Raw genomic sequence first — 22,200 nt, 5'->3', positions numbered from 1 at the left:
AGTGAAAAAGCTAATAACTATCACATCAAGCTAAGCATTCAAATTGCGCAATTCCCGCCGTAAGATTTTACCCACATTGCTTTTTGGCAATTCTTTGACAAATACAATCGACTTCGGACGTTTATAACCGGTTAATTGCTCTTTACACCAACTCATTAAATCTGCCTCTGTTAAACTTTCATCCTTTTTCACCACAAAAGCTTTGACTGCTTCCCCCGCTGCACCGTCCGGGACACCGATCACACCTGCTTCTAAGACTTTTGGATTTGCGACTAATACATCCTCCACTTCATTCGGATAGACATTAAAGCCTGATACTAAGACCATATCCTTGAGACGATCCACCAGTTTGATATAGCCATGTTCATTCACAAAACCCATATCACCCGTACGCAACCAACCATGGGCATCAATGGTTTTAGCGGTATCTTCAGGGCGATTCCAATAGCCCTTCATAACTTGCGGGCCACGAATCCACAACTCACCAACCTCACCAATCCCTAAGCCTTTGCCATCTAAATCACGAATGTCAACTTCAGTTGAGGAGATCGGCAAACCGATCATGCCGTTATAAGCTTTAAGATCGACAGGGTTGATACAAGCTGCCGGAGAGGTTTCGGTCAAACCATACGCTTCTAACAGTACACACCCCGTGACGGCTTGCCATCTATCTGCTACCGCTTTTTGCACCGCCATTCCTCCACCCAAAGTGATTTTTAAACCAGAAAAATCCACCTGATCAAATCCGGGTGTATTCAAGAGCGCATTAAATAAGGTATTCACTCCAGTAATAAATGAGAATTTCTCAGTTTTTAATTCTTTGACGAAGGCAGGAAAATCACGTGGATTGGTAATTAAGATATTTTTCGCACCAATTTTACAGGCAAATAAAGCATTCGCGGTAAGCGCAAACACATGATACAGCGGCAAAGCCGTAATAAACACCTCCCCGCCCGGATTCAAATCGCGTGCAGTCCAAGCCTCTGCTTGCAAAAGATTAGCCAGCATATTTCGATGCGTTAGCATTGCCCCCTTTGCCACACCGGTCGTACCGCCAGTATATTGCAAGAAGGCTACATCTTCATGCTCAATTTTTTCATCTTTAAACGGATGATTTCTACCTTTATGCAAAGCCTCTTTGAAACTAACTGCATTTGGGAGAGAAAAAGGTACTACCATTTTCTTAATATACTTGACTATAAAATTTACTAAATAGCCTTTTAAGCCCAGCATATCGCCAATGCGTGTCGTAATAATGGTTTTAACTTGCGTATCGGTCAACACATCCTGCAAGGTATGTGCAAAATTCTCCAAAATAACAATGGCTGTTGCCCCTGAATCTTGAAGTTGATGCTTTAATTCACGGTCGGTATACAAAGGATTAGTATTAACGACAATTAAGCCTGCACGAAAGGCTGCAAATAGAACAATCGGATATTGGAGTAAATTCGGCATCATAATCGCGATGCGATCACCTTTTTTTAAACCAATTTCATGTCTCAGATAAGCTGCAAAATATCCGGTTAAACGCTCTGCTTCAGCATAACTAATACTTTTTCCTAAATTCACATAAGCAGGCAAATCGGCAAAACGTTTAGTGCTTTGCAAAAATACATCTTGCAAAGAATTATAAACATGCGTATCTATTTCTAACGGAACACCTTCCGGATAGTGCTGTTGCCATATTTTGTCCATGCTTCTCTCCTCCCCTTATATATTTGAATTATGTATCATTCAGGCGATTTCATTGTAGATTTTATGCACCTAAAGGACAATTTGCAGCGCAATAAAAAGGGATGAGCTTCACTATTGCTTGCTGAGCATACAACATCCTAGATTCAGCCCGTGGTATCATCAGTCACCCCAATTCACTTAATGCAAGGGAGCGTTAAATGCCTAAATCTTATGCCTTAGTGACCCTAAGCTTGCTCACTAGTATGACTCTATTAAGCGGCTGTATGCAAAACCCTAGTAATGAAGCGGTGACGCCAAGCCCTAGTGTTAGTATCAGCGCTACTACACGTAGCACCGAAGCCGACAAGGCTAAACAAGTGGTGGTTCAAACTAAACCGAAGCTTACCCCCGTAGGTGTTAAGAGTATTAAACCTGAGCCAGCCCTCAAACCCGGTCAGAAACTCAGCCCACAGGAAGTAGAAGATCTAATTCGCAAACTCAGCGTGTGCCGCCCTTCCTGACCGATCAACTGCTTTAGAAACACTAGCTGGCTGCCATCAGCTAGCGTTCAAGCGGTTAGTTAGACTTTAATCTAGCGCTTTTAATAATTATATTCTAATATAATGAAAATCGAATATTTGAGAGCACAACGATGACTATTGATCGAATGATATTTGCAATGGCAGGTGTGATGATTCTGCTGAGCGTGTTGTTAGCGGTGTATCACCATATAAATTGGCTGTGGCTGACTGGTTTTGTGGGCTTAAATTTACTGCAATCTGCGTTTACGGGTTTTTGTCCAGCAGCACTCATCTTCAAAAAAATGGGTATTCAAGCAGGTTGTGCTTTTAAGTAAGCGCCTAAACTAATCTAAAACTGCCAGTGCATAAGCTGGCAGTTTGCAGTTTAAAGCAACCATTCCGAGGGAATAGGCTCACTAAAAGGCTGCACATTGACTTCTTTGAACTCATCACGCGAGTGCCCGACTTTGCAGATCACTGTAGCGGCATCTTTGCCTTTGCTATAGCGTGCGGTTAGCTGAGCTGCTAGGTGAATATCCTCCTCACTGAGATTGTCGCCATCTAATAAAGTTAATGGCCCTGAGCAACTTGCAGTTTTAATCCAAACGAACTCGTTTTTATAACCCTCCAAAAAATTTGTTTCGCCTTCTTCACGTGACAGGATCATTTTAAAGTGCGGACGTGGACGCAGATGCCGCCCAATTTTTAAGAGCATAATATCGTCTAGTGCATAATTCCGGCTTGGGCGATGTGCCCAAAGGTCGCGCAACTTATCTGAGTAATTAGCATCCGTGAGGAAACAGCAGCCACCCGCAGGTTGAGCAAATTCATTAATGCCCCACTGATTAGCCAGCGCAATTTGTGGCTTACGGCTGCGTCCACTGAATTTAAATAATTGCTCACGTTTCACCCAGCCCTCGCGCTCAGCACGACTCGGTGGCAAGTTCTGGGCAGATAAGGGGCGCAACAATAAATCTTCCGCACCCGATTCAGCGGCGACGATAGGCATCGTAAAGGCACGCTGTGACATGGGGCGTTGGCCGACCACTTCACCAGTAATAATAAAATCGAAGTCATGCTTAAGAAGCCATTCTTTAGCCTTTTTCACCATGAAGATTTTGCAATCCAGACAAGGATTGAGATTAGCACCATAGCCATGCTTAGGATTGAGTACTACGTCTTTATATTCCTCAACAATATCCACAATATGCAATTTGATACCGAGCTGCTCAGCGACCCACAGTGAATTATTGCGCTTAGGTTTATCACGCTCCTGTTTACGAACCGCATGAGTATGTCCCTCGACACAAAAACCTGTGAAGAAATTGATTCCTTCTACATGCACCCCCTGTTCCAGCACTGCTTTCGCAGCGAGCATAGAATCCAGCCCACCAGAAATCAGAGCCACAGCGCGCGGTTGCCTGTCCATCAGTGTTACTACCCTAGCATCTATTTAACGGCGTGGAGTATACCCTTTTTCAAAGAAAGATAGCGGTTTGAAATCCACCACACAGCGCAAGGCAGGAATCCATTCTTGCAAATGCGTGGTAGTAAATAAGCGGCCTTCATGCCATTGGTCATGCACTCCATCATGAAACAATACGACTCCACCCTGCTTACGTGTGCAAACCTGCTCAAGGACATTCGCTAAAATTTTATCACCTTGCTGATTCTTTTCGTCCCAATCAAAAGCCGAGAGCTGCCAAGCGATATGTTGAAAACCCGTCTCTTTCAAGGCTTGTAGGACTTGTGGCTTTTGTGCGCGATTAAACCATCCATCCCCATAGGGCAAACGGAACAAAGGTGGCGAGGTATTCAAGTAAGGATCAAGCACTTGGCGCGCTAGACGAAAATGCTCATGCATCAGCGCAGGCTCCACTTCTGAATAGCGCAAATGCTCATAAGAATGCGACCCAAGCACATGACCCTCACGCTTCGCTTGCTGCAAAATCTGCTGACGCTGTTCACACTCGCGCGCAGGCTGTACACAAGCTTTAGCATCGTTAGGGTGTTCAGTTTGACATTGTTTCGCTAAGGCGGGGCAATCGACTTTATTAGCAATGACGAAAAAAGTAGCGGGAATTTTTTCTTGTTTTAAGACTTTGAGCACATCGGTGGTTTGTAAAGCGGGGCCGTCATCGAAGCTTAAGTGCAGTGGATACTTCGTACTCGCATCACACTGAAAGCGCGCTCGGACAGACTCACAATCAACAGCTTGTGCTGCCCCCATCCAAGTACATAAACCTAAGCTTATTACTTGAGCTAAAGTGAATTTCATGAAAACTTAGAATCCGCTATCAAATAAAGGTATTAGTTTAGCACTTCTAATTTTACTTTAGCGGTACCGCGGCTAATCATGCCAATTTCTTTAGCAGCAGCACGCGATAAATCAATAATTCGTCCATAGGAATGAAATGCTCCTCGATCATTCACAGTCACAACGACACTGCGCTTATTACGTAAATTTGTCACCTTGAGCTTAGTACCAAAAGGTAGCAAACTATGGGCAGCCGTAAAGCCATCATTCATATAACGTTGTCCACTGGCAGTAAAACGACCGTGGAATTTTTTGGCATAAAACGAAGCCATTCCGACTAAACCTTCGCTCACGGCAACCGGTTTACTGGCCTTAATCGCATGCCGAGTCGCTGCTTCGCTGGTCGTGCAGATTAAAATAAGCAGCGACCCCAACACTGATACGAGAACTTTTTTCATATTATTTATCCCTCTATAAGTTGTTGCTTTCGGGCGAAAATACCATAAGTTGTTAAAAACTGAGTGTTGTATTTTCGCTGTGGCATTTATGCAACGCCTTTTAATCGATTTTTTAGTTCAACCATTCAGGGAATATTTATTTAAAGCGCCGCATATTGCGCAGCCTGAATTAATCATGAGCTTGTTTTTTCTATACACAGCTTCTACCCTTAGACCCTTGAATTCAGCATGACGGAAAAGATCGGGGAATTTACATGCTAACTTTACGCCTCAGTGTAATTGCTGTTTGCTCAGCCTTGGTAAGTGCTTGCGGAACAGCACCTGCACCGCGCAGCCAGATCCCAGCAGCCGGAGAATTAACAGCGGCTCCACCACCACAACAGCGTTACATTGCTCAGCAACAACAGCCACGCCTCAATGCTCAGCGCTATCAGCAACAACAACGTTGGCAAGAACAACGTGCACAAGAAGCCCAACGCCAAGAAAATGCTTTACGTTTGCTAGCGCAAGAACGGCGGGAACGTGAACAGCGTGCTCAACAAGAAGCCGAATCGGCTCGCCAACAACAGTTGGCCATGCAAGAGCGCGCACGCGAAATGCGTGCACAGCAACGTCAACGCATGGAGCGGGTACAACAGCAGTTTAGTACTCCACCCGTGGTCAACAGTTACACTCAACAAGAAAGTCGTCCAGTGGCTCAATTCGCTGCTAGTCGTATGTATACTGGCCCTGGCCGCTTCACTCGCCTACCCGATCAAGTCGCCACTACTTTACGTGCCAACGGCATTTCTGAAGCAGGTATGGGTACTTATGTACGCCTAGCCAGTGGTGGCCAACCCGCGTTACTCACAGCGAATGCAGATAATCCGCAGACGCCTGCTTCGACTATGAAATTGGTAACTACCTATGCAGCTTTAGGCATCCTTGGCCCTGATTATCGTTGGCCGACTGAAATCTATACGAATGGCAATATCACAGGCGGCACTTTATATGGCGATGTGATTATTCGTGGCTATGGTAATCCACAGTTTGCAGAAAACGATTTTAGACAAATGTTGCAGGCCTTGCGGGGACGTGGGATTAGCAGCATTAAAGGCAATCTAGTCGCTGACACAGGCTTCTTTAATGTACCCTATCAAGACCCCGGTGCTTTTGATGGCAATGCAGGGGCAGCTTATAATGCCCAGCCTGAGGCAATCCTCTATCAAGAGCGGGGTAGTTGTTATGAATTCCGCGATTTAAAAGGCAAGATTCAAAAAATCTGCCCGATCATGCCAGCCAATGCTCAAGCGCGCCAAGCCCTTAATGTAAATCTGTTCGGTAGCTTCTGGAAGCTTTGGGTTGGTGAACTCGGCGGACAAATGCAAGGTAGTTTTGTAAGGGGTGGTACTCCACAAAGTGCACAATTAGTCTATACCCATCGCTCCCACCCGTTACGCGAAGTGATCATGGAAGTGAATAAAGACAGTAACAATGTCATGGCTAGACAAATTCTACTGTCGGTCGGTGCGAAGCAATTAGGCGCTCCGGGCACTCCCCAAAAAGGCGCACAAGCCATTGGTCAATGGTTAGAAGCACGTGGGTTAGCTTTTCCTGAGTTACGTCTAGAAAATGGTTCAGGCTTAAGCCGGATTGAGCAAATTACCCCACGTCACATGGGCGAGATGCTAGTTGATGCTTACAATAGCCCTTATCGTGACGACCTAATGAGTTCTATGGCAGTTCTAGGCGTCGATGGCACGCTGAAAAACCGTATGAAGAATTCAAATCTCGCGGGACGTGGCCGCTTCAAAACCGGTACTTTGCGTGATGTACGGGCGTTGGCAGGTTACTTACAAGCCGCTAACGGGCAAATGTATGTGATTTCGATTCTGCACAATGACCCACGCGCACGTGCTGCCGTCAGGGCTGCCCATGATGATTTAGTAGAATGGGTGTTCACAGGCCCACGTGGTTTTGGCTACTAATGCCAATCGAGTAAAGAGTCAGAGTCACTGACTCTTTACTCAAGCCCTTTACATCCGCTCTAACACACCAATGCCTAACAAACCTAAACCTGTTTTCAGAGTATTCGCGGTGAGTTGGGCTAATTGTAAGCGACTCACACGTATATCTGCAGGTACGTCGTCACGTAACATCGGGCAAGCCTCATAAAAGCTCATGAAACTCCCGGCTAATTCATACAAATAATTACATAAATGATGCGGTTGACCTTCACGCCCCACACTGTCCACACTTTCATTAAATTGCAGCAGTTTTAAACCTAATGCGCGCTCACTCGTTTCAAGCAATTGAATAGTAGCCGGTTCAATAGCTCCAGCCTTTCTAAAAATACTTTGAATCCGTGCATAGGCATATTGCAGATAAGGAGCGGTATTGCCGTCTAAGCTCAACATCAAATCCCAACTAAACACATAATCGGACGTGCGATTCTTAGACAAATCAGAGTATTTAACCGCACCAATCCCGACCGTATGCGCAATCTCGCGCCGTTCATCTTCACTTAGCTCAGGACTTTTTGCACTGACTAATTGATAAGCACGCTCTTTAGCTTCCACCAATAAATCTGCGAGCTTAACCGTGCCACCCGTGCGCGTTTTGAAAGGCTTACCATCTTCACCCAACATAGTACCGAATGCCATATGCTCCAATGACATAGTTTCTGGTGCAAAACCGGCTTTACGCGCTAAGGTATAAACTTGCTGGAAATGCAGCGACTGGCGCACATCCACAAAATATAACACCCGATCTGCATGAAACACTTTATTTCGATAACGAATCGCGGCTAAATCGGTGGTTGCATACAAATAACCACCACCCGTTTTTTGAATAATCAGCGGCGTGATGGAGCCGTCTTTATTCTTAAACTCCTCCATAAAAGCACATTGTGCACCATTGCTTTCGGTCAGCAATTGCTTAGCTTGTAGGTCACTGACTACATTAGCTAAATCAGCGTTATAAGCACTTTCCGCCATCACATCTTGGCGGGTGAGCGAGACATCTAATTCCTGATACGCCTCTTCACAGTGAGTCAGGGAAATATCAATAAATTGCTGCCACAGTGCTAAGCACTCAGCATCGCCAGATTGTAGTTTCACTACATATGCACGCGCCCGCTCAGCAAAAGCTGGCTCTGCATCAAAGCGCTGCTTGGATTCACGATAAAAGCTTTCCAAATCCGCTAATTGCATGGATAGCTCGCCACCTTGCGCTTTTAAATCTGCCATGTGCGCAAGCAGCATCCCGAATTGAGTACCCCAATCACCCACATGATTCTGGCGAATCACCTTATGCCCTTGAAACTCCAGAACACGCACGACCGCATCACCGATAATCGTGGAGCGCAAATGGCCAACATGCATTTCCTTGGCTAGATTCGGGCTGGAATAATCCACCACTACCGTTTGTGGTGTCACTGGATCAAGCTGAGTATTGTTTGGCAGTTCTGAGGCTAGCCATTCAGTTTTGAGGTGAATATTCAAAAAGCCGGGGCCGGCCATTTCGACCTTAGCGGCTAGCTCACTTAAATCAGCCTGTTCTAAGACCTTTGCGGCTAAGTCGCGTGGGTTCATCTTCAACTGCTTGGCGGCTGCCATAACACCATTGGCTTGATAATCACCAAACTCAGGGCGTGCTGAGGGTTTAATAATGGCAGAAGTGGACACAGGCGCACCGACTGCATGCAAAGCAGCCGTGAGACGTTGATCAAGCAGTTGCCGGATATTCATAATGTATCTTTAAAAATAGGGGAAAAGGGGGCTTATTGTAGCTGGAATAGCGCTTGATGACGATGCTTTAGGATGCAGGCTAGCTAGGAAGGGCGCTACTTAACATTTGTCTTGCCCATCAGAATTAGCGCTTATTAGATCCTAATACATAGCATGAATCGGCAAGCACACAACCTGAATCGCTCAACGCTTGCACTCTGACATCAACTTCACCATATTGCCGTTCAAAACGGACTGACTGCGGGGCGATAGATATTGCATAATAGAAACTAGCTGTTAATACATTTCCCTCGGTCTATAACCATAATATCAAAAGGAGTCGCTAGACTATTTTCCAGCCGTAAATCTTTATTTTCTAGCACCACTGAGGACATGATAGTTTGTACTAGCTCAAGATAATAAGGATAAGCACTTGAGCTCGAGGTCTTCTGTCTAACCCAACGGAAAGCGAACCCTTGCTGTCCATCATTGGTGAAGCGATAAGCCGTTTAAGCGTCTGTTTTAGCTTTTTCAAGATCGCAACTCAAGCAAACCCTGCTGCCAAACCACCTGCATACGCCCCCCAATCACAGCAAACTCTGCATGCTCTTGTTGATAAGCGACTAGCTCTGGCAAGGCCGTCTCCAAACCATGAATCACCCAATTCAATAGTTGGCTAGCACGACGCTCTGTCAGACTACAAAAGCGGCGAGCAAAGTTAATCAACTCAGCGCGGGCGGGAAATTGTTTACTCTGCCCCAACAACAAAGCGAGACTGTCATTGGGAATATAAGGAGTAGTAGAAACAATGTCGTAAGCCGGTGCAAAACTCACTTCTGCTTCAGGATTGGCATAAATCACCCCGAAATTTTTCAAATGCGCATCGCCATTACGCACCGCACAAGTGAGCGCTAAGGATAGGAAAAACTGTTCCAGTGCATCATGCACCCGATGCGGCGAGACAAACTGACGAATCCGTAGGGCTATATCTTGATAGCTGCCTACATATTTATCATCGGTGGCTAAGCCATTCAGTACACAGAAATCCTCAAAACCTAAATAGCCACCTTTGCCATCCAAATCAAAGCGCTTAACGATTAATAAGCGCCCTTGCGCGGCTAATTCAAATTCAGGCACTTCTAAACCCGCATAGTGCGCGGCTTTCAAACAAAAATATTCGTTAGCTGCTAATTGCGGAAAGCGCTCAGGATTCCAAGCTTTCACGATATGCGTAGAGTCTTTATAGCTGAGTTGCTCAAGCTCCTGCCTTGCAGCCACTACCGTGGCATCATCGCGCACCAGTACCTTCGGTTGCACACCTGAAATCCCTGAATAGCGCCCAAAGCGTTGCAATAACTCTATGAATAAGTCCTCACTCCCGCTATAAGTTTGTAGCTCTTGCACACTTTGTAAAGGCACGTCCAGCGGCTGACCACCGGCCTTAGCGATCCGCACCCGCCCAATTTGTGAGTGCCCAACAATCCCGAGCAGACTTAAATCATCAAAATGCTGTACGGTCTTCTGGAAATTATTACGCAGCATTTCGCGTAATTCACCTTCAGGCAAATTCATTTAAAAGATCGGGTGCACACCCTGTTGAAAGCTATATTGATCCGGTAAGACTGGCATCGTCAGGGAAATAGCTTGGGATTCTTCAGCTTGGGGCAAATAATTGAATAAATAAGTCCGCGCTTGTAATTCACTGCGCCCTAAAACACCCACGCGCTCTTGACCTACAAAAATATCTAGCTGCTGTGCACTCATTGATTTCCTTTGCCACGTTTACGCTGATCGGCTTCTGAGACTAAAGCATGTAAGGTCGGACGTTTAGTTTGGCGAGTTTGTACTTGTAACTCTAAGCCTAATAGAGAGCACAAGGCGATGACTTTACGAATGCCGATTTCATTCACCGTAGCATTTTCAATGGCCGAAACGGTGGCACGACTCATACCAAGCTGCTCCGCTAATTCAGCTTGAGTCCAGTGCTTTTGCTTGCGTGCTTGTTTTAGAGCTTTACCGAGTTCTTCTAAATCCATGCATTGTATATAGTGCATTTTTAGCTAAAAGACAATAAATGCATTACATGTAATGCATTTCTTACCAGCCACCCTATCTCCAATGGGTAGGTTTCAATTATTTAGACCTTGCGCTCTTTACATTAGAAAATTCTAATATTATGATTATCTCAACTTAAAGATAAACAAACAGAGATTCTGTTAGGAGATTTGATCATGAAATTACAAACTTTAGCTTTCGCTGCTTTGATCGCTTTGTCAGGTGCTGCTTCTGCTGAATTCTTTGACAATGGCAATGGTAGTGGTAACGGTTCCGCCGCTGGCAATGGTAGTGCTTACACTAACGGTGCTGGTAATGGTTGGGGCACTGGTAAAGGCAATGTAGATGGTTGGGGCAGCGGCAAAGGCAATGCTGATGGTGAAGTTGAATTCCAAATCACCTTCAAAGGCAAAGGCAAATCAGACATGAATGCTGATATGGTTGGCAAAGGTGATGCAGATACTAATGGCTATTTAGCAGGCAATGGCAACGGTTGGGGTAATACTTATGGTAATGGCTACGGCTTCACCAATACCACATCCAATGGTGGCTATCCTTATGGCCCAATGGCTTATTATCAACCACCGATGATGTCTATGCCACAAGCTCCAGTTGCGCCAACCGTTCAGCCACAAGTAGCAGCTCCAGCAGCTACTCCAGCACCGGCTGCTGTTCAATAAGCGAAGACTCTCCTCCTCTTTCCCTAGCAAGTGTGTCGGCTTAGGCTGGCACTCTTGCCTTAAACAAACTTAGAATTAAATACCTCATCCATACTCAACCCCAAGAAAAACACTCTAGCGTTCAGTGAACTTTTGCTAAAATCGGCGCGCTTATTTTATCTGCGGAGCCAACCATGACTACCCCCACTCGCTTAGAAATCACTATGCCTGATGACTGGCATGTACACTTACGCCATGGTGAAATGCTAGAGAAAGTCTTGCCTTATACCGCAGCACATTTTGGGCGCGCGATTGTTATGCCCAATCTACAGCCTCCCGTTATAAGAACAGCAGATGCCCGAGCTTATCGTGAAGCCATCTTAGCAATTTTACCTAGCCACCAGCAGTTTCAGCCTCTAATGACTCTATATATGACTGAAACTACTGAAGCTGCCGATGTAAAAGCGGGCTTTGAATCGGGTTTAGTCACAGCCGTCAAACTCTATCCCGCAGGGGCAACCACGAACTCCGCAGCCGGTGTCAAAGATTTAGAGAAAATCTATCCCGTGCTAGAGGTGATGCAGGAAATGGGTATGCCTTTCCTTGTGCATGGTGAAGTCGTTGATCCTGCGGTAGATATTTTTGATCGGGAAGCGGTCTTCATTGAAACCAAATTGATTCCACTCCGCAAGCAATTCCCTAATCTCAAAATTGTGTTTGAACATCTGACCACTAAAGACGGGGTGGATTATGTTGTATCTTGTGATAGCTATACCGCTGCCACGCTCACACCCCATCATTTAGTGATTAATCGTAATGCCATGCTGGTCGGAGGGATTAAGCCACATTACTACTGCTTGCCAGTTGCTAAGCGTGAATCGCATCGTTTAGCTTTACGAGCGGCTGCCGTGAGTGGTGATCGGCGCTTTTTCTTGGGTACCGATTCAGCACCACACCCCATTCATGCTAAAGAAACGGCTTGTGGCTGTGCGGGGATTTTTAATGTGGTAAATGCACTAGCCATCACAGCGCAAGTATTTGAGCAAGAACATGCTTTGGATCAATTTGAACGTTTTGTTTCCCTCAATGGCCCTGCTTTTTATGGTTTGCCTGTGAATACAAAGCGCTTAGTTTTAAAACGACAAACAGAACCTCAAGCCACACCAGCTAACTTAAAATTGAGCAATACCGAAGTACAAGCTTTTGACCCGATGATGGATGTGTACTGGCAGGTAGTTGAAGCACAGTAAATTTTTAAGTAATTTTAAGTCATAGGATAACGACCTGAGCATAGGTCGTTATCTTTCCATTGAAACTAAACTGCTAACCCTGCTCGCTCTAACATCGCATGCAGCAAAACATTGCAGCCAGCGGTAATATGCTCAGGTTTAGCATCTTCGATTTCATTGTGGCTAATGCCATCTTTGCAAGGAATGAAAATCATCCCACTCGGTGCAAGGCGTGCCATATACACGGCGTCGTGCCCAGCACCAGAGACGGCTGGCATATTGGAGTAGCCTAGCTTTTCCGCAGCCCGAGCCACTGCATTCACACAATCCGCATGAAAAGGTTGTGCGGGGTAACTAGAGACCATTTCAATTTTAATCTCTAAACCACGACGCTTAGCAACCTCTGCCGCAAATGCTTTAACCTCATCAGCCATTTGATCGACCAGTGCATCGGTATGATTACGTAGATCAATACTGAACTTCACAGTGCCCGGAATGACATTGCGGCTATTCGGATAGACCTGCACCATGCCGACAGTACCGCGTCCATGTGGCTTATGACGGAGTGCACAAGCCACAATTTCTTGCATGATTTCGGCCGCACCTTGCATGGCATCTTTACGCAAATGCATTGGGGTTGGCCCTGCATGTGCTTCCATCCCGACTACCGTACAATCAAACCAACGAATGCCTAAGACGGCTTGTACGACCCCAATGGTCTTATCGTTGTCTTCCAGTACAGGACCTTGCTCGATATGCGTTTCAAAATAAGTACCAATCGGATGATCGCCCGGCTCTTGCTCACCAATATAGCCAATCCGCGCTAATTCACCTTGAACCGTTTTACCTTCAGTATCGGTCGCAGCATAAGCGTGTTCGAGTGTGAACGCTTTAGCGAATACACCAGAGCCCATCATGACAGGCACAAAGCGCGAGCCTTCTTCATTCGTCCAAAAGGCCACTTCAATCGGTGCTTCGGTTTCGATTTTGTAGTCGTTCAACGTACGCACCACCTCTAAACCCGCCAGCACACCATAATTACCATCGAACTTGCCGCCGGTAGGCTGAGTATCAATATGGCTACCCGTGACTACTGGCGGTAGCGCATTATTCCGCCCAGCACGGCGCATAAAACCATTACCAATCTTATCAATGGTAATCGTCATACCCGCTTCTTGCGCCCATTTGAGCACCAGATCACGGCCTTGTTTATCTAAATCGGTGAGTGTCAAACGACAAACACCACCTTTGGGAGTCGCGCCAATTTGGGCTAGTTCCATCAAGGAATCCCAGAGGCGCTCACCATTCACGCGCAGATTCGTCATATCCAACTCTGTTTGCTGTTTCATCACATCCTCCTCAATGCAGTTAGCGCTGCACAGCAGTTGGTTTTAAGGTTTCGCTACGCTTTTGCGCAGCGGTAAAATTCACTCCAAATGCCGGACGCTTGATATAACGCCCCACCCCGCGTTCCGCCCGTAAATCACCATGTGCCCAGACCACTTTACCTTGGCTCAATGTGTGGCTAGGAATACCTTGCACAGTGCGGCCTTCAAAAATATTAAAATCACCTTGGCTATGATGCGTTTTAGCTGAAATGGTACGTGTTCCTTGTGGGTCCCAAAGCACTAAATCGGCATCCGCGCCTGCTTGAATACAGCCTTTTTGCGGATAGATATTAAATAACTTGGCGGTGTTCGCACTGGTGATAGCGACAAATTCGCTCGGTGTTAAACGCCCTGTATTTACACCCGCATCCCAAATCACTGCCATGCGCTCTTCCACGCCCCCCGTACCATTGGGGATTTTGGCAAAGTTGTCCAAACCGGCTGCTTTTTGGGCAGCACAGAAGGTACAGTGATCGGTGGCTGTGGTATGCAATTGACCCGACTGTAAGCCGCGCCACAAAGCTTCCTGATGACCTTTCGGGCGGAACGGTGGGCTCATCACATGAGCAGCGGCAAAGGCAAAATCAGGATGTCGATACACACTATCATCAATTAGCAAATGTCCTGCTAAGACCTCACCATACACACGCTGACCACGGGCGCGTGCACGCGATATGGCATCCGCCGCTTCAATACAGGAGACATGCACAATATAAATTGGCACGCCCAAAACATCCGCAATGGCAATTGCCCGATTCGCCGCTTCACCTTCTACCATAGGCGGACGTGCGAGCGGGTGACCCTCAGGGCCAGTGATACCCATTTTGGCGACTTCTTGCTGGAGCAAATACACCAGCTCGCCATTTTCAGCATGCACGGTGGGCATTGCACCCAGCTCTAAAGCACGCTTAAAACTATTCACGAGGGTTTCGTCATCGCACATAATGGCATTTTTATACGCCATGAAATGCTTGAAACTGTTCACACCCTCTTCACGTACCAGCGTACCCATGTCTTCACGCACTTGGTCACTCCACCAAGTAATTGCAACATGGAAACTATAATCACTCGCTGCCTTTTCTGCCCAGCCGCGCCAAGTTTGATAGGCTTCCATCACTGGCTGTTTAGGGCTTGGAATCACGAAGTCGATAATGGTGGTAGTACCACCTGCCATGGCTGCCGCTGTACCAGTATAGAAGTCATCAACAGTGACCGTACCCATAAATGGCAATTGCATATGCGTATGTGGATCAATCCCACCCGGTACAATATATTGCCCGCTAGCATCTAGCGTTTGCGTACCTACTGGCGCTAAATCAGCAGCTTGTTCGCCAACTACTACAATTTTGCCATCCACACAGAGCACATCAGCTTTGCGCTCAGCGTCCGCATTTACCACTATACCGCCACGAATTAAAACTGCTGAACTCATGCAGTTACTCCCTTCAGCTTATGTTGCTTTGAGGCGCTGATGTAATAGACCAAACCAGACACAAACAGACTAAAGAACCAGCCGAAACTAAATAGATCAATAAAGAAACTAGGCATACTTTCTTTAGAGACCATCCCTGCTACAGCTAAATAGCCGGGTAAACAAGGCAAGACGCCCAAGCTGAAAGCAAGGATAGCCTGTAAATTCCAACCACTACTGTAAGTATAGACCCCGTGCGTACTATAGAGATCATCAACACTTAACTCGCCTTTACGTACTAAGTAATAATCCACCAGCAAAATACCCGCAATCGCACCTAATAAAGTGCCATAGCCACCTAACCAGACAAATAAATAATCACCTGAAGTTGCTAATAGTTTCCATGGCATAAATAGCAAACCAATCACTGCGGCAATTAAACCACCGGTACGGAAACTAATATATTTCGGGGCAACTTGGCTGAAGTCATAAGAGGGTGACACCAAATTGGCCGCTACATTGGTGGTGAGATTCGCTAAGAGAATTACTAATAAGCCAACACCGGCTGCAAAGCTACCAATTTGTGAGAGTAAAGCATCAGGGAATAATTGCGCTTTGCCATACAGGATTTGTGACACAGAAAAGCCAATGATACCCACTAAAGAAAACAAAGCCATCGGAATTGGCAAGCCAATAAATTGCCCGACTTGTTGATCTTTTTGCGATTTAGCAAAGCGGGTAAAATCAGGAATATTCAAGGCTAAAGTTGCCCAAAAGCCGACTAAGCCCGTTAAAGCTGCCCAAGTTTTGGGGCCACCTTCCACTACTTTGGCAGGCAAACTAAAAATTTCACTTGGAGATACCTTAATAAAAGCCCAAATGACCAAAGCAACCGAAGCTGCAATCATTAAGGGGGCTGCATACACTTCTAACTTACGGATGGACTCCAACCCATTCCAAATAAAATAGATATGCATTAGCCAGAAAATGAAGAAGGTAACGAGCTGAGAAGTACTAATAAACTGGCCTTCTGCTGGTCCTGCTAAATTCATCCCTAAGACATTTAAAAAGCTATGCAGCGCTAACCCCCCAAAATAACAGTTAATAGAGAACCAACCACAGGCTACTAAACCACGTAATACGGCAGGCAAACTAGCCCCACGTACCCCAAACGAGGCACGGGCAATCACTGGAAAAGGAATGCCATACTTTGTACCGATTCGTCCCATCAAAATCATCGGTACTAACACAATACAGTTTGCCAAGAACACCAGCCAGACTGCATTTTGCCAAGTGAAACCCTGATCTAGCATCGAGCTAGCCATGGTGTAAGTTGGCACACACACCACCATGCCGACCCAAAGTGCTGCGTAATCCTGCCAACGCCAATGCCGTTCAGCGAGAGCAGTGGGTTGTAAATCTTTATTGCTTAAGGAATCGCTCATATTTAACACCATCCTGTCATCTAAAGGGTTAAGGAATCCAACTTGGCTTAAGACTGCTCTCCTCCAAAACTCAAATCACCGGTTTACATTAACTCAAGAACACCCCGCACCCGGATTATTGGGATGTGTTGTCCAATTGGCATAAGTGCCGCTGACTGCATGCCCTGTGCGTTGATCGACCTCACCCACTTGTAAGGCACGCATGCTGATACAATCCGCTACAGGGCAAACGGATACACATAAGTTGCAGCCGACACATTCAGCTTCATTAATCTCGAAATAACGCTCACCATTTTTTGTGGCGAAAATGGCTTGATGTGAGGTATCTTCACAGACGATGTGGCAACGCCCGCATTTGATACAAAGATCCTGATTGATCACCGCTTTCTCAACATAATTGAGATTAAGTTGATTCCAGTTTTTAACGGTGGGTACGGCCTTACCGACTAGTTGGTCGATGGATGGATAGCCATGACTATCCATAAAACTAGCAAGGCCAGCGCAAAGATCTTCAATGATCTTAAAACCATAAACCATTGCAGCGGTACAGACTTGTACCGTTCCCGCACCGAGGGTTAGGAATTCTGCAGCATCGCGCCAGGTGGTAATTCCACCTATACCCGAAATCGGTAGTCCTGCCGTTTCTGGATCCCGTGCAATTTCTGCTACCATATTTAGTGCAATCGGTTTGACCGCATAGCCACAGTAACCACCATGCGAACCTGCACCATCAGTATTCGGGTAGATAGCCATTTTTTCCAAATCGACGCTTATAATGGAGTTGATCGTATTGATCAATGATACTGCGTCTGCACCGCCAGCTTTGGCAGCACGCGCTGGCATACGAATATCAGTAATATTAGGGGTGAGTTTAACGATAATGGGTAAGCGACTGTATTGCTTGCACCACGCTGTTACCATCTGAATATACTCAGGTACTTGCCCGACCGCCGAACCCATCCCGCGCTCGCTCATACCATGCGGACAACCGAAATTCAGCTCAATCCCATCACAACCCGTATCCTCCACTTGTGGCAGAATATTTTTCCAAGCTTGCTCGGTACAGGGAACCATGATCGAGGCAATAATCGCCCGATCAGGAAAACGCTTTTTCACCCGCGCCATTTCTTCTAAATTAGTTTGTAGCGGTCGATCAGAAATCAGCTCAATATTATTGAAGCCAATCACGCGCCGATCAGAGCCTAATAAAGCGGCATAGCGCGGGCCATGCACATTCACGACCGGCGGATCTTCACCCACTGTTTTCCAAACTATCCCTCCCCAACCGGCTTCCAAAGCACGTATAACATTGACTTCTTTATCGGTCGGCGGTGCAGAGGCTAACCAAAAAGGGTTGGGACTTTTGATACCTAAGAAATTACTGCTTAAATCGGCCATACCTTGCTCCTCTCTTAGGCTGTTCTTAAGACACGATCAATGTCGATAGCAGCTAACTTGCCATGCTGCACCCCCTCCACCGTGAGATCTTTCCCACCATAACGGCAATCTCCACCCGCCCAGACTTTGTTAAGACTAGTTCTGCCATTCGCATCGGTGAGAATCTTGCCACCTTGCATCTCTAAACCTTCAACTCCATGACTATCTTCAAAAGCCTGACCAATCGCCCTTAGCACCATATCCGCGTCTAAATGAAAGCTTTCTGGCAAGTGAGTCAGTCGACCCTCCGCTAATTGGGTGTATGCAAAACGTATTCCCGTCAGTTGCCCCTCTTCGCCAGTGTGTAATTCGAGGGGAGCTGCCCAATGACGAATTTTTACACCATTCCTTTTCGCCCACTCTTGCTCATATTCAGAAGCACTCATACTCTCTTGCCCACGCCGATACACAATCGTCACTTCCTCCGCACCTAATTTACGACTTTGCACCGCCGCATCAATCGCAGTCATCCCGCCACCAATCACTACTACTCTGCGCCCAACAGGTAATTGGCTTAAATCTTCAGCTTGGCGTAACTCAGCAATAAACTCGACAGCATTGCGCAAGCCTAAAGACTCGGGTTCACTAATCCCTAAAGCATTTACACCCGCTAAACCTAAACCTAGAAACACTGCATCAAAGCTTTGCAGTAGATCATTAAAGAATATATCTGTGCCTAGACTGGTGTTAGTTTGAACAGTGATGCCACCAATCGATAGCAACCATTCAATTTCTTGCTGAGCAAAATTATTCGGAGTTTTATAGGCGGCTAAACCATATTCATTTAAGCCGCCTAATTTAGGCTTCGCTTCAAATAAAGTGATTTGGTGTCCTAAGCAAGCTAGACGGTGGGCACAAGACAAACCGGCTGGCCCTGAACCAACAATAGCTATTTTCTTGCCTGTATCAGCGGCTCGCCTAAATAAAGGGGGTTCAGGTTTAGAAAAAAACGTATCCGTCGCAAAGCGTTGTAATAAACCAATGTCCACTGGCTTATCTTCGTTCGTATTGCGCACACAAGCTTGCTCACATAAAACCTCGGTCGGGCAAACGCGCGCGCACATCCCACCTAACACATTCTCTTCTAAAATCTTAGCAGCCGCCCCACGTGGGTTATCTTGTGCAATGCGTGCGATAAAACTAGGAATATCGATACCGGTGGGGCAAGCCGTTTGACAGGGTGCGGCAAAGCAATAATAACAACGTTCAGCTTCGATTTTGGCTTGGATAGCATTGAGGGGAGGATGTGCATCAGCGAAATTTTGTTGATACGTAGCTAAATCCAGTCGTTGACTACAAATACCATTTCGTAAGCTCGCAAGCATAGGTCTTGTTTCCCTTTACTAGTTAGTGAGAGCTGGCAGAACTACTTTGACTTACTGTCAAGCAGTTCTCTTGGCTGTGGTTTAAGCTGTGCTGCTTGCGTTCGTGCAAGAGTTATTCCTAAAAATTAGTATAGTTTTGAAATAATTTACAGCTAGTTGAACAATCAAAACCAAACTGACCCTAGGCAAGCAGCTTCCCGTTAGTTTTTTTCATTGTGAAACAGAGCTTTGCTTAGATAAATTTCAAAAAAATTGAAATTAGTTTTATATTTACTTAACCAAGCTGCAGCAAAATTGTGCTTAAAATGCCCTATAAAAACGCCTACTGGGCGTGCTAAGCCTTAGTTGATAGTTAAATCAGTCGCTTAACTATTTCATGATGGTCTTTTTTAGAGCACTCTCTGGCGTAGGGTTATAAGCCTAGTGCTTCCAGTTGTTCTAGTAATAGGAAGAGTTCGACAGCATCGTCATAGTATAAAGCCTCATCTTCTGCTAAAGACTTATCACGGCTACCTAAAATAATTTCTCTAAGTTTAGGAATAAATACTTTCAGGTAGCGCTGCTGAGTTTGCGCCACTCTTTCCTGTAGATTTTGCAAAATCGCATCCAATTGCTTTGCTTGCATCGCTGGTAAAGCTGCCTGTGCTAACTGCGCAGCGGTAGTATTCGTTTGCCCACCATCACGCCGATAGGCTAAATAGGCTTGAATGGCTTGTTGCCGTGCAGTTTGGGCCGCTTGCGGGTTGTCACAGGCTGTTTCCAACTTGTATAAAATACTCCATGTTTTCCAAGGTTCAGCTACATGACCAAATGCTTTTTTACACTCAATGGCTCGCTGTAATTCAGTACGCGCCTCATCATAACGCTCTAAACGCATCAGAGTATTAGCTAAATTATTGCGTACTAAACCCTCATACCGCAAATCTTGCAAGGCAACATATAAATCTACTGCTTGCTGATGACAAGTAACAGCTTGCTCTAAGCGCCCCCACTGCTGATATAAATTACCTAACTCACCTAAAGTTCTTGCCTCTCCTGCTCGATTCTTTTGCTGACTACTAAGCGCTAACGATTGCTTATAGGCTTGCTCCGCTTGAGCATAGTGCTGTTGCTCTCGATGCACCATAGCGATTTGATGCCATGTACCAGCCACTGTGTTGGGCTCATTGAGCTGATTAAACAGGTTTAAAGCGGTCTGATAACCTGCTAAAGCCTCGTCATAACGCTGTTGCTGCATGTACACAGTAGCTAGTTGAAATTTCCCAACGGCTACATCCCTAATCGCTCCACTTTGCTCATCTAGTTGAATAGCTTGTTCATATGCCTCTGCCGCTTTATCCCATTGCCCTAAATATAAAAAACAATCGCCTTGCTCAGTTAAGCACGCAGCAACCATCCTTGCACCGCTCTTACCTAAAGCCTCAAAACCTTGTTGTGCCGCTTGCAAATAGGGCAAAGCTTGTGCCGACGCACCACCATTTTTTAATATCCGCCCTAATAACAATTGCGCTAATGCCCCATCATAATCAGCATCTGGATAAGCCTGTGCTCCTGCTTGCTCACATTGAGCCAATAGCTGCTGAGCATGTCGTAAAGCCTGCTGCAAATCACCTTGCTGGAATAAACGCTCAATACTTATGAACTCATGCTCAAAGCGTGCATGACTCCACTCAGTCATGGTTTGAGCAATACTGTGCCGCCACTGCATAACGGTTGCTAAGACTTGAGGCTGATTTAACGGGGCTAGTAATTGCTCAACAGAACGCAACTTATTTAATACTAAATCGCTACTCACCTGCTTTTGTTGCCAAGCCTGCACCTGCTGTTGCAAATAGCGCATCAGATTAGGCAACTCCAACAATGTAAGCTGAGCCGCTAACTGAGTATCTTGAAAACGTTGCTCATAGAAATAATCAACCAAAGCTCCCATCACCTCTACCCAGCGCTGTTGATAGCTTTGCCACTGATCCTCACTCAAACACAACTTTAAATAAGGCGCTAATGCAGGATCGAAACGCACATAGGAATAGGCTTGCTCCTCGGCTAAACCTACCTCGATTAATCCAGCTAGTAACTGTTTAGCTTGCTCTCTTTCGATACTTACAACATGAGCAACCGCATCACGAATCCCGCCCCCCTCAAACACCGCCAACCCTTTCACCCACTCCCGCATCTCTGGTGACAAACGCTGCAACGACAACTCCACACTCGCAAACAACGACCTCTCACGCTGATCAGGAAAAAGCTGATGCAAATCCTGCATAATCCGCTGAATATGCTCCGTCGTCGCACTCAACCCCGACCGTGCCAACTCCCGCGCCAACAACACCAACGCCCGCGCATGACACCCCACCGACTCCACCAACTTCCTCACCTGCTCTGGCTCATGCCCCTGAGCATCAGTGCGCAATTGCAACCCCTCCTGATTCATCACCTGCAACACCAATGCCTTAGCATCCCGCACACTCAAAGCCCCCAAGGTAATAGGACGCGCAGCAAAAGGCTCAGGCAAAGACTCGCGTGAGGTAAAGAGTAATTTAGCTCCGGCTTTTACCCCCTTCCCCAGCCCTTCCCCCGCAAGGGCATAAGTATCTACACAAATCCCCGGAATTTCTTGATAATCGGGGATATGAG

General features: G+C 46.2%; 19 protein-coding genes. 5 read left to right on the top strand and 14 right to left on the bottom strand.

Going from position 1 to position 22,200, the window contains the following annotated elements; all coding sequences use genetic code 11:
* Positions 1-30 precede the first annotated feature (30 nt).
* Positions 31-1,695 carry an AMP-binding protein gene (locus Q0307_RS11200; RefSeq protein WP_298660568.1) on the bottom strand — a complete coding sequence of 555 codons (1,665 nt, stop codon included), beginning with the start codon at positions 1,693-1,695 and terminating at the stop codon, positions 31-33.
* A 197-nt stretch (positions 1,696-1,892) separates the two neighbouring features.
* Here Q0307_RS11200 and Q0307_RS11195 point away from each other — a divergent pair, with 197 nt between their 5' ends.
* Both Q0307_RS11195 and Q0307_RS11190 read left to right on the top strand, forming a co-directional pair.
* Entirely contained in the window at positions 1,893-2,195 is a 303-nt protein-coding gene (locus Q0307_RS11195) for a hypothetical protein (RefSeq protein WP_298660566.1), read from the top strand.
* A 131-nt stretch (positions 2,196-2,326) separates the two neighbouring features.
* Positions 2,327-2,530, top strand: coding sequence for a DUF2892 domain-containing protein (locus Q0307_RS11190; protein ID WP_298660564.1), 204 nt, complete (start codon positions 2,327-2,329; stop codon positions 2,528-2,530).
* 50 nt (positions 2,531-2,580) lie between these two features.
* Here the strand turns inward: Q0307_RS11190 and Q0307_RS11185 are convergent, their stop codons facing one another.
* The 3 genes from Q0307_RS11185 to Q0307_RS11175 are packed head-to-tail and all read right to left on the bottom strand — an operon-like array spanning position 2,581 to position 4,910.
* Complete coding sequence (locus Q0307_RS11185; RefSeq protein ID WP_298660562.1) at positions 2,581-3,624, bottom strand: tRNA (5-methylaminomethyl-2-thiouridylate)-methyltransferase; 1,044 nt, start codon at positions 3,622-3,624, stop codon at positions 2,581-2,583.
* 24 nt (positions 3,625-3,648) lie between these two features.
* A complete protein-coding gene (locus Q0307_RS11180; protein ID WP_298660560.1) occupies positions 3,649-4,473 on the bottom strand; it encodes a polysaccharide deacetylase family protein in 825 nt (274 codons plus the stop codon).
* A gap of 32 nt (positions 4,474-4,505) precedes the next feature.
* Positions 4,506-4,910, bottom strand: a complete 405-nt coding sequence (locus Q0307_RS11175; protein ID WP_298660558.1) for a septal ring lytic transglycosylase RlpA family protein — start codon at positions 4,908-4,910, stop codon at positions 4,506-4,508.
* 254 nt (positions 4,911-5,164) lie between these two features.
* Between Q0307_RS11175 and dacB the strand changes: the two genes are divergently transcribed.
* Positions 5,165-6,877, top strand: a complete 1,713-nt coding sequence (gene dacB / locus Q0307_RS11170; RefSeq protein WP_298660556.1) for a D-alanyl-D-alanine carboxypeptidase/D-alanyl-D-alanine-endopeptidase — start codon at positions 5,165-5,167, stop codon at positions 6,875-6,877.
* 48 nt (positions 6,878-6,925) lie between these two features.
* Here dacB and argS read toward each other — a convergent pair whose 3' ends face one another.
* The 4 genes from argS to Q0307_RS11150 all read right to left on the bottom strand — a co-directional run bounded on the left by argS (position 6,926) and on the right by Q0307_RS11150 (position 10,653).
* A complete protein-coding gene (argS, locus tag Q0307_RS11165; RefSeq protein WP_298660554.1) occupies positions 6,926-8,638 on the bottom strand; it encodes an arginine--tRNA ligase in 1,713 nt (570 codons plus the stop codon).
* A gap of 510 nt (positions 8,639-9,148) precedes the next feature.
* Positions 9,149-10,189 carry a type II toxin-antitoxin system HipA family toxin gene (locus Q0307_RS11160; protein WP_298660552.1) on the bottom strand — a complete coding sequence of 347 codons (1,041 nt, stop codon included), beginning with the start codon at positions 10,187-10,189 and terminating at the stop codon, positions 9,149-9,151.
* Positions 10,190-10,381: a HipA N-terminal domain-containing protein gene (locus Q0307_RS11155; RefSeq protein WP_298660550.1), complete on the bottom strand. Its 192-nt coding sequence runs from the start codon at positions 10,379-10,381 to the stop codon at positions 10,190-10,192.
* Positions 10,378-10,653 (bottom strand): helix-turn-helix transcriptional regulator, encoded by a 276-nt coding sequence (locus Q0307_RS11150; protein ID WP_298660548.1) that lies wholly within the window; start codon positions 10,651-10,653, stop codon positions 10,378-10,380. Before Q0307_RS11150 ends, Q0307_RS11155 begins: the two co-directional genes overlap by 4 nt.
* Before the next feature lie 195 nt (positions 10,654-10,848).
* Between Q0307_RS11150 and Q0307_RS11145 the strand changes: the two genes are divergently transcribed.
* Together Q0307_RS11145 and pyrC are read left to right on the top strand one after the other, a co-directional pair.
* Complete coding sequence (locus Q0307_RS11145; protein ID WP_298660545.1) at positions 10,849-11,352, top strand: hypothetical protein; 504 nt, start codon at positions 10,849-10,851, stop codon at positions 11,350-11,352.
* Positions 11,353-11,525: 173 nt separating this feature from the next.
* Positions 11,526-12,581, top strand: coding sequence for a dihydroorotase (pyrC, locus tag Q0307_RS11140; protein ID WP_298660543.1), 1,056 nt, complete (start codon positions 11,526-11,528; stop codon positions 12,579-12,581).
* A gap of 65 nt (positions 12,582-12,646) precedes the next feature.
* Here pyrC and Q0307_RS11135 read toward each other — a convergent pair whose 3' ends face one another.
* The 6 genes from Q0307_RS11135 to Q0307_RS11110 all read right to left on the bottom strand — a co-directional run.
* Positions 12,647-13,909 carry a Zn-dependent hydrolase gene (locus Q0307_RS11135; RefSeq protein WP_298660541.1) on the bottom strand — a complete coding sequence of 421 codons (1,263 nt, stop codon included), beginning with the start codon at positions 13,907-13,909 and terminating at the stop codon, positions 12,647-12,649.
* A gap of 19 nt (positions 13,910-13,928) precedes the next feature.
* On the bottom strand, positions 13,929-15,380 hold the full coding sequence (gene hydA / locus Q0307_RS11130; protein WP_298660539.1) for a dihydropyrimidinase: 1,452 nt from the start codon (positions 15,378-15,380) through the stop codon (positions 13,929-13,931).
* Positions 15,377-16,804, bottom strand: coding sequence for an NCS1 family nucleobase:cation symporter-1 (locus Q0307_RS11125; RefSeq protein WP_298660537.1), 1,428 nt, complete (start codon positions 16,802-16,804; stop codon positions 15,377-15,379). The genes hydA and Q0307_RS11125 overlap by 4 nt, the downstream gene beginning before the upstream one ends.
* A 93-nt stretch (positions 16,805-16,897) precedes the next feature.
* Entirely contained in the window at positions 16,898-18,202 is a 1,305-nt protein-coding gene (gene preA, locus Q0307_RS11120) for an NAD-dependent dihydropyrimidine dehydrogenase subunit PreA (RefSeq protein ID WP_298660535.1), read from the bottom strand.
* 14 nt (positions 18,203-18,216) lie between these two features.
* Complete coding sequence (locus Q0307_RS11115) at positions 18,217-19,566, bottom strand: NAD(P)-dependent oxidoreductase (RefSeq protein WP_298660533.1); 1,350 nt, start codon at positions 19,564-19,566, stop codon at positions 18,217-18,219.
* A 412-nt stretch (positions 19,567-19,978) separates the two neighbouring features.
* On the bottom strand, positions 19,979-22,200 hold a 2,222-nt coding region (locus tag Q0307_RS11110), incomplete at its 5' end, for a tetratricopeptide repeat protein (RefSeq protein WP_298660531.1).

It is taken from the genome of uncultured Thiothrix sp. (genome assembly GCF_937873765.1).
Classification (GTDB): Bacteria; Pseudomonadota; Gammaproteobacteria; order Thiotrichales; family Thiotrichaceae; genus Thiolinea.
The sequence above is the reverse complement of the archived record's forward strand: the minus strand, read 5'-3'. Positions and strand labels throughout refer to the sequence as shown.

Coding starts and splice junctions, on each gene's coding strand:
- Q0307_RS11160 (WP_298660552.1), bottom strand. CDS start 10,189: ATGAATTTGCCTGAAGGTGAATTACGCGAAATGCTGCGTAATAATTTC.
- Q0307_RS11190 (WP_298660564.1), top strand. CDS start 2,327: ATGACTATTGATCGAATGATATTTGCAATGGCAGGTGTGATGATTCTG.
- pyrC (WP_298660543.1), top strand. CDS start 11,526: ATGACTACCCCCACTCGCTTAGAAATCACTATGCCTGATGACTGGCAT.
- argS (WP_298660554.1), bottom strand. CDS start 8,638: ATGAATATCCGGCAACTGCTTGATCAACGTCTCACGGCTGCTTTGCAT.
- Q0307_RS11195 (WP_298660566.1), top strand. CDS start 1,893: ATGCCTAAATCTTATGCCTTAGTGACCCTAAGCTTGCTCACTAGTATG.
- Q0307_RS11145 (WP_298660545.1), top strand. CDS start 10,849: ATGAAATTACAAACTTTAGCTTTCGCTGCTTTGATCGCTTTGTCAGGT.
- dacB (WP_298660556.1), top strand. CDS start 5,165: ATGCTAACTTTACGCCTCAGTGTAATTGCTGTTTGCTCAGCCTTGGTA.
- preA (WP_298660535.1), bottom strand. CDS start 18,202: ATGGCCGATTTAAGCAGTAATTTCTTAGGTATCAAAAGTCCCAACCCT.
- hydA (WP_298660539.1), bottom strand. CDS start 15,380: ATGAGTTCAGCAGTTTTAATTCGTGGCGGTATAGTGGTAAATGCGGAC.
- Q0307_RS11200 (WP_298660568.1), bottom strand. CDS start 1,695: ATGGACAAAATATGGCAACAGCACTATCCGGAAGGTGTTCCGTTAGAA.
- Q0307_RS11175 (WP_298660558.1), bottom strand. CDS start 4,910: ATGAAAAAAGTTCTCGTATCAGTGTTGGGGTCGCTGCTTATTTTAATC.
- Q0307_RS11185 (WP_298660562.1), bottom strand. CDS start 3,624: ATGGACAGGCAACCGCGCGCTGTGGCTCTGATTTCTGGTGGGCTGGAT.
- Q0307_RS11155 (WP_298660550.1), bottom strand. CDS start 10,381: ATGAGTGCACAGCAGCTAGATATTTTTGTAGGTCAAGAGCGCGTGGGT.
- Q0307_RS11115 (WP_298660533.1), bottom strand. CDS start 19,566: ATGCTTGCGAGCTTACGAAATGGTATTTGTAGTCAACGACTGGATTTA.
- Q0307_RS11125 (WP_298660537.1), bottom strand. CDS start 16,804: ATGAGCGATTCCTTAAGCAATAAAGATTTACAACCCACTGCTCTCGCT.
- Q0307_RS11135 (WP_298660541.1), bottom strand. CDS start 13,909: ATGAAACAGCAAACAGAGTTGGATATGACGAATCTGCGCGTGAATGGT.
- Q0307_RS11180 (WP_298660560.1), bottom strand. CDS start 4,473: ATGAAATTCACTTTAGCTCAAGTAATAAGCTTAGGTTTATGTACTTGG.
- Q0307_RS11150 (WP_298660548.1), bottom strand. CDS start 10,653: ATGGATTTAGAAGAACTCGGTAAAGCTCTAAAACAAGCACGCAAGCAA.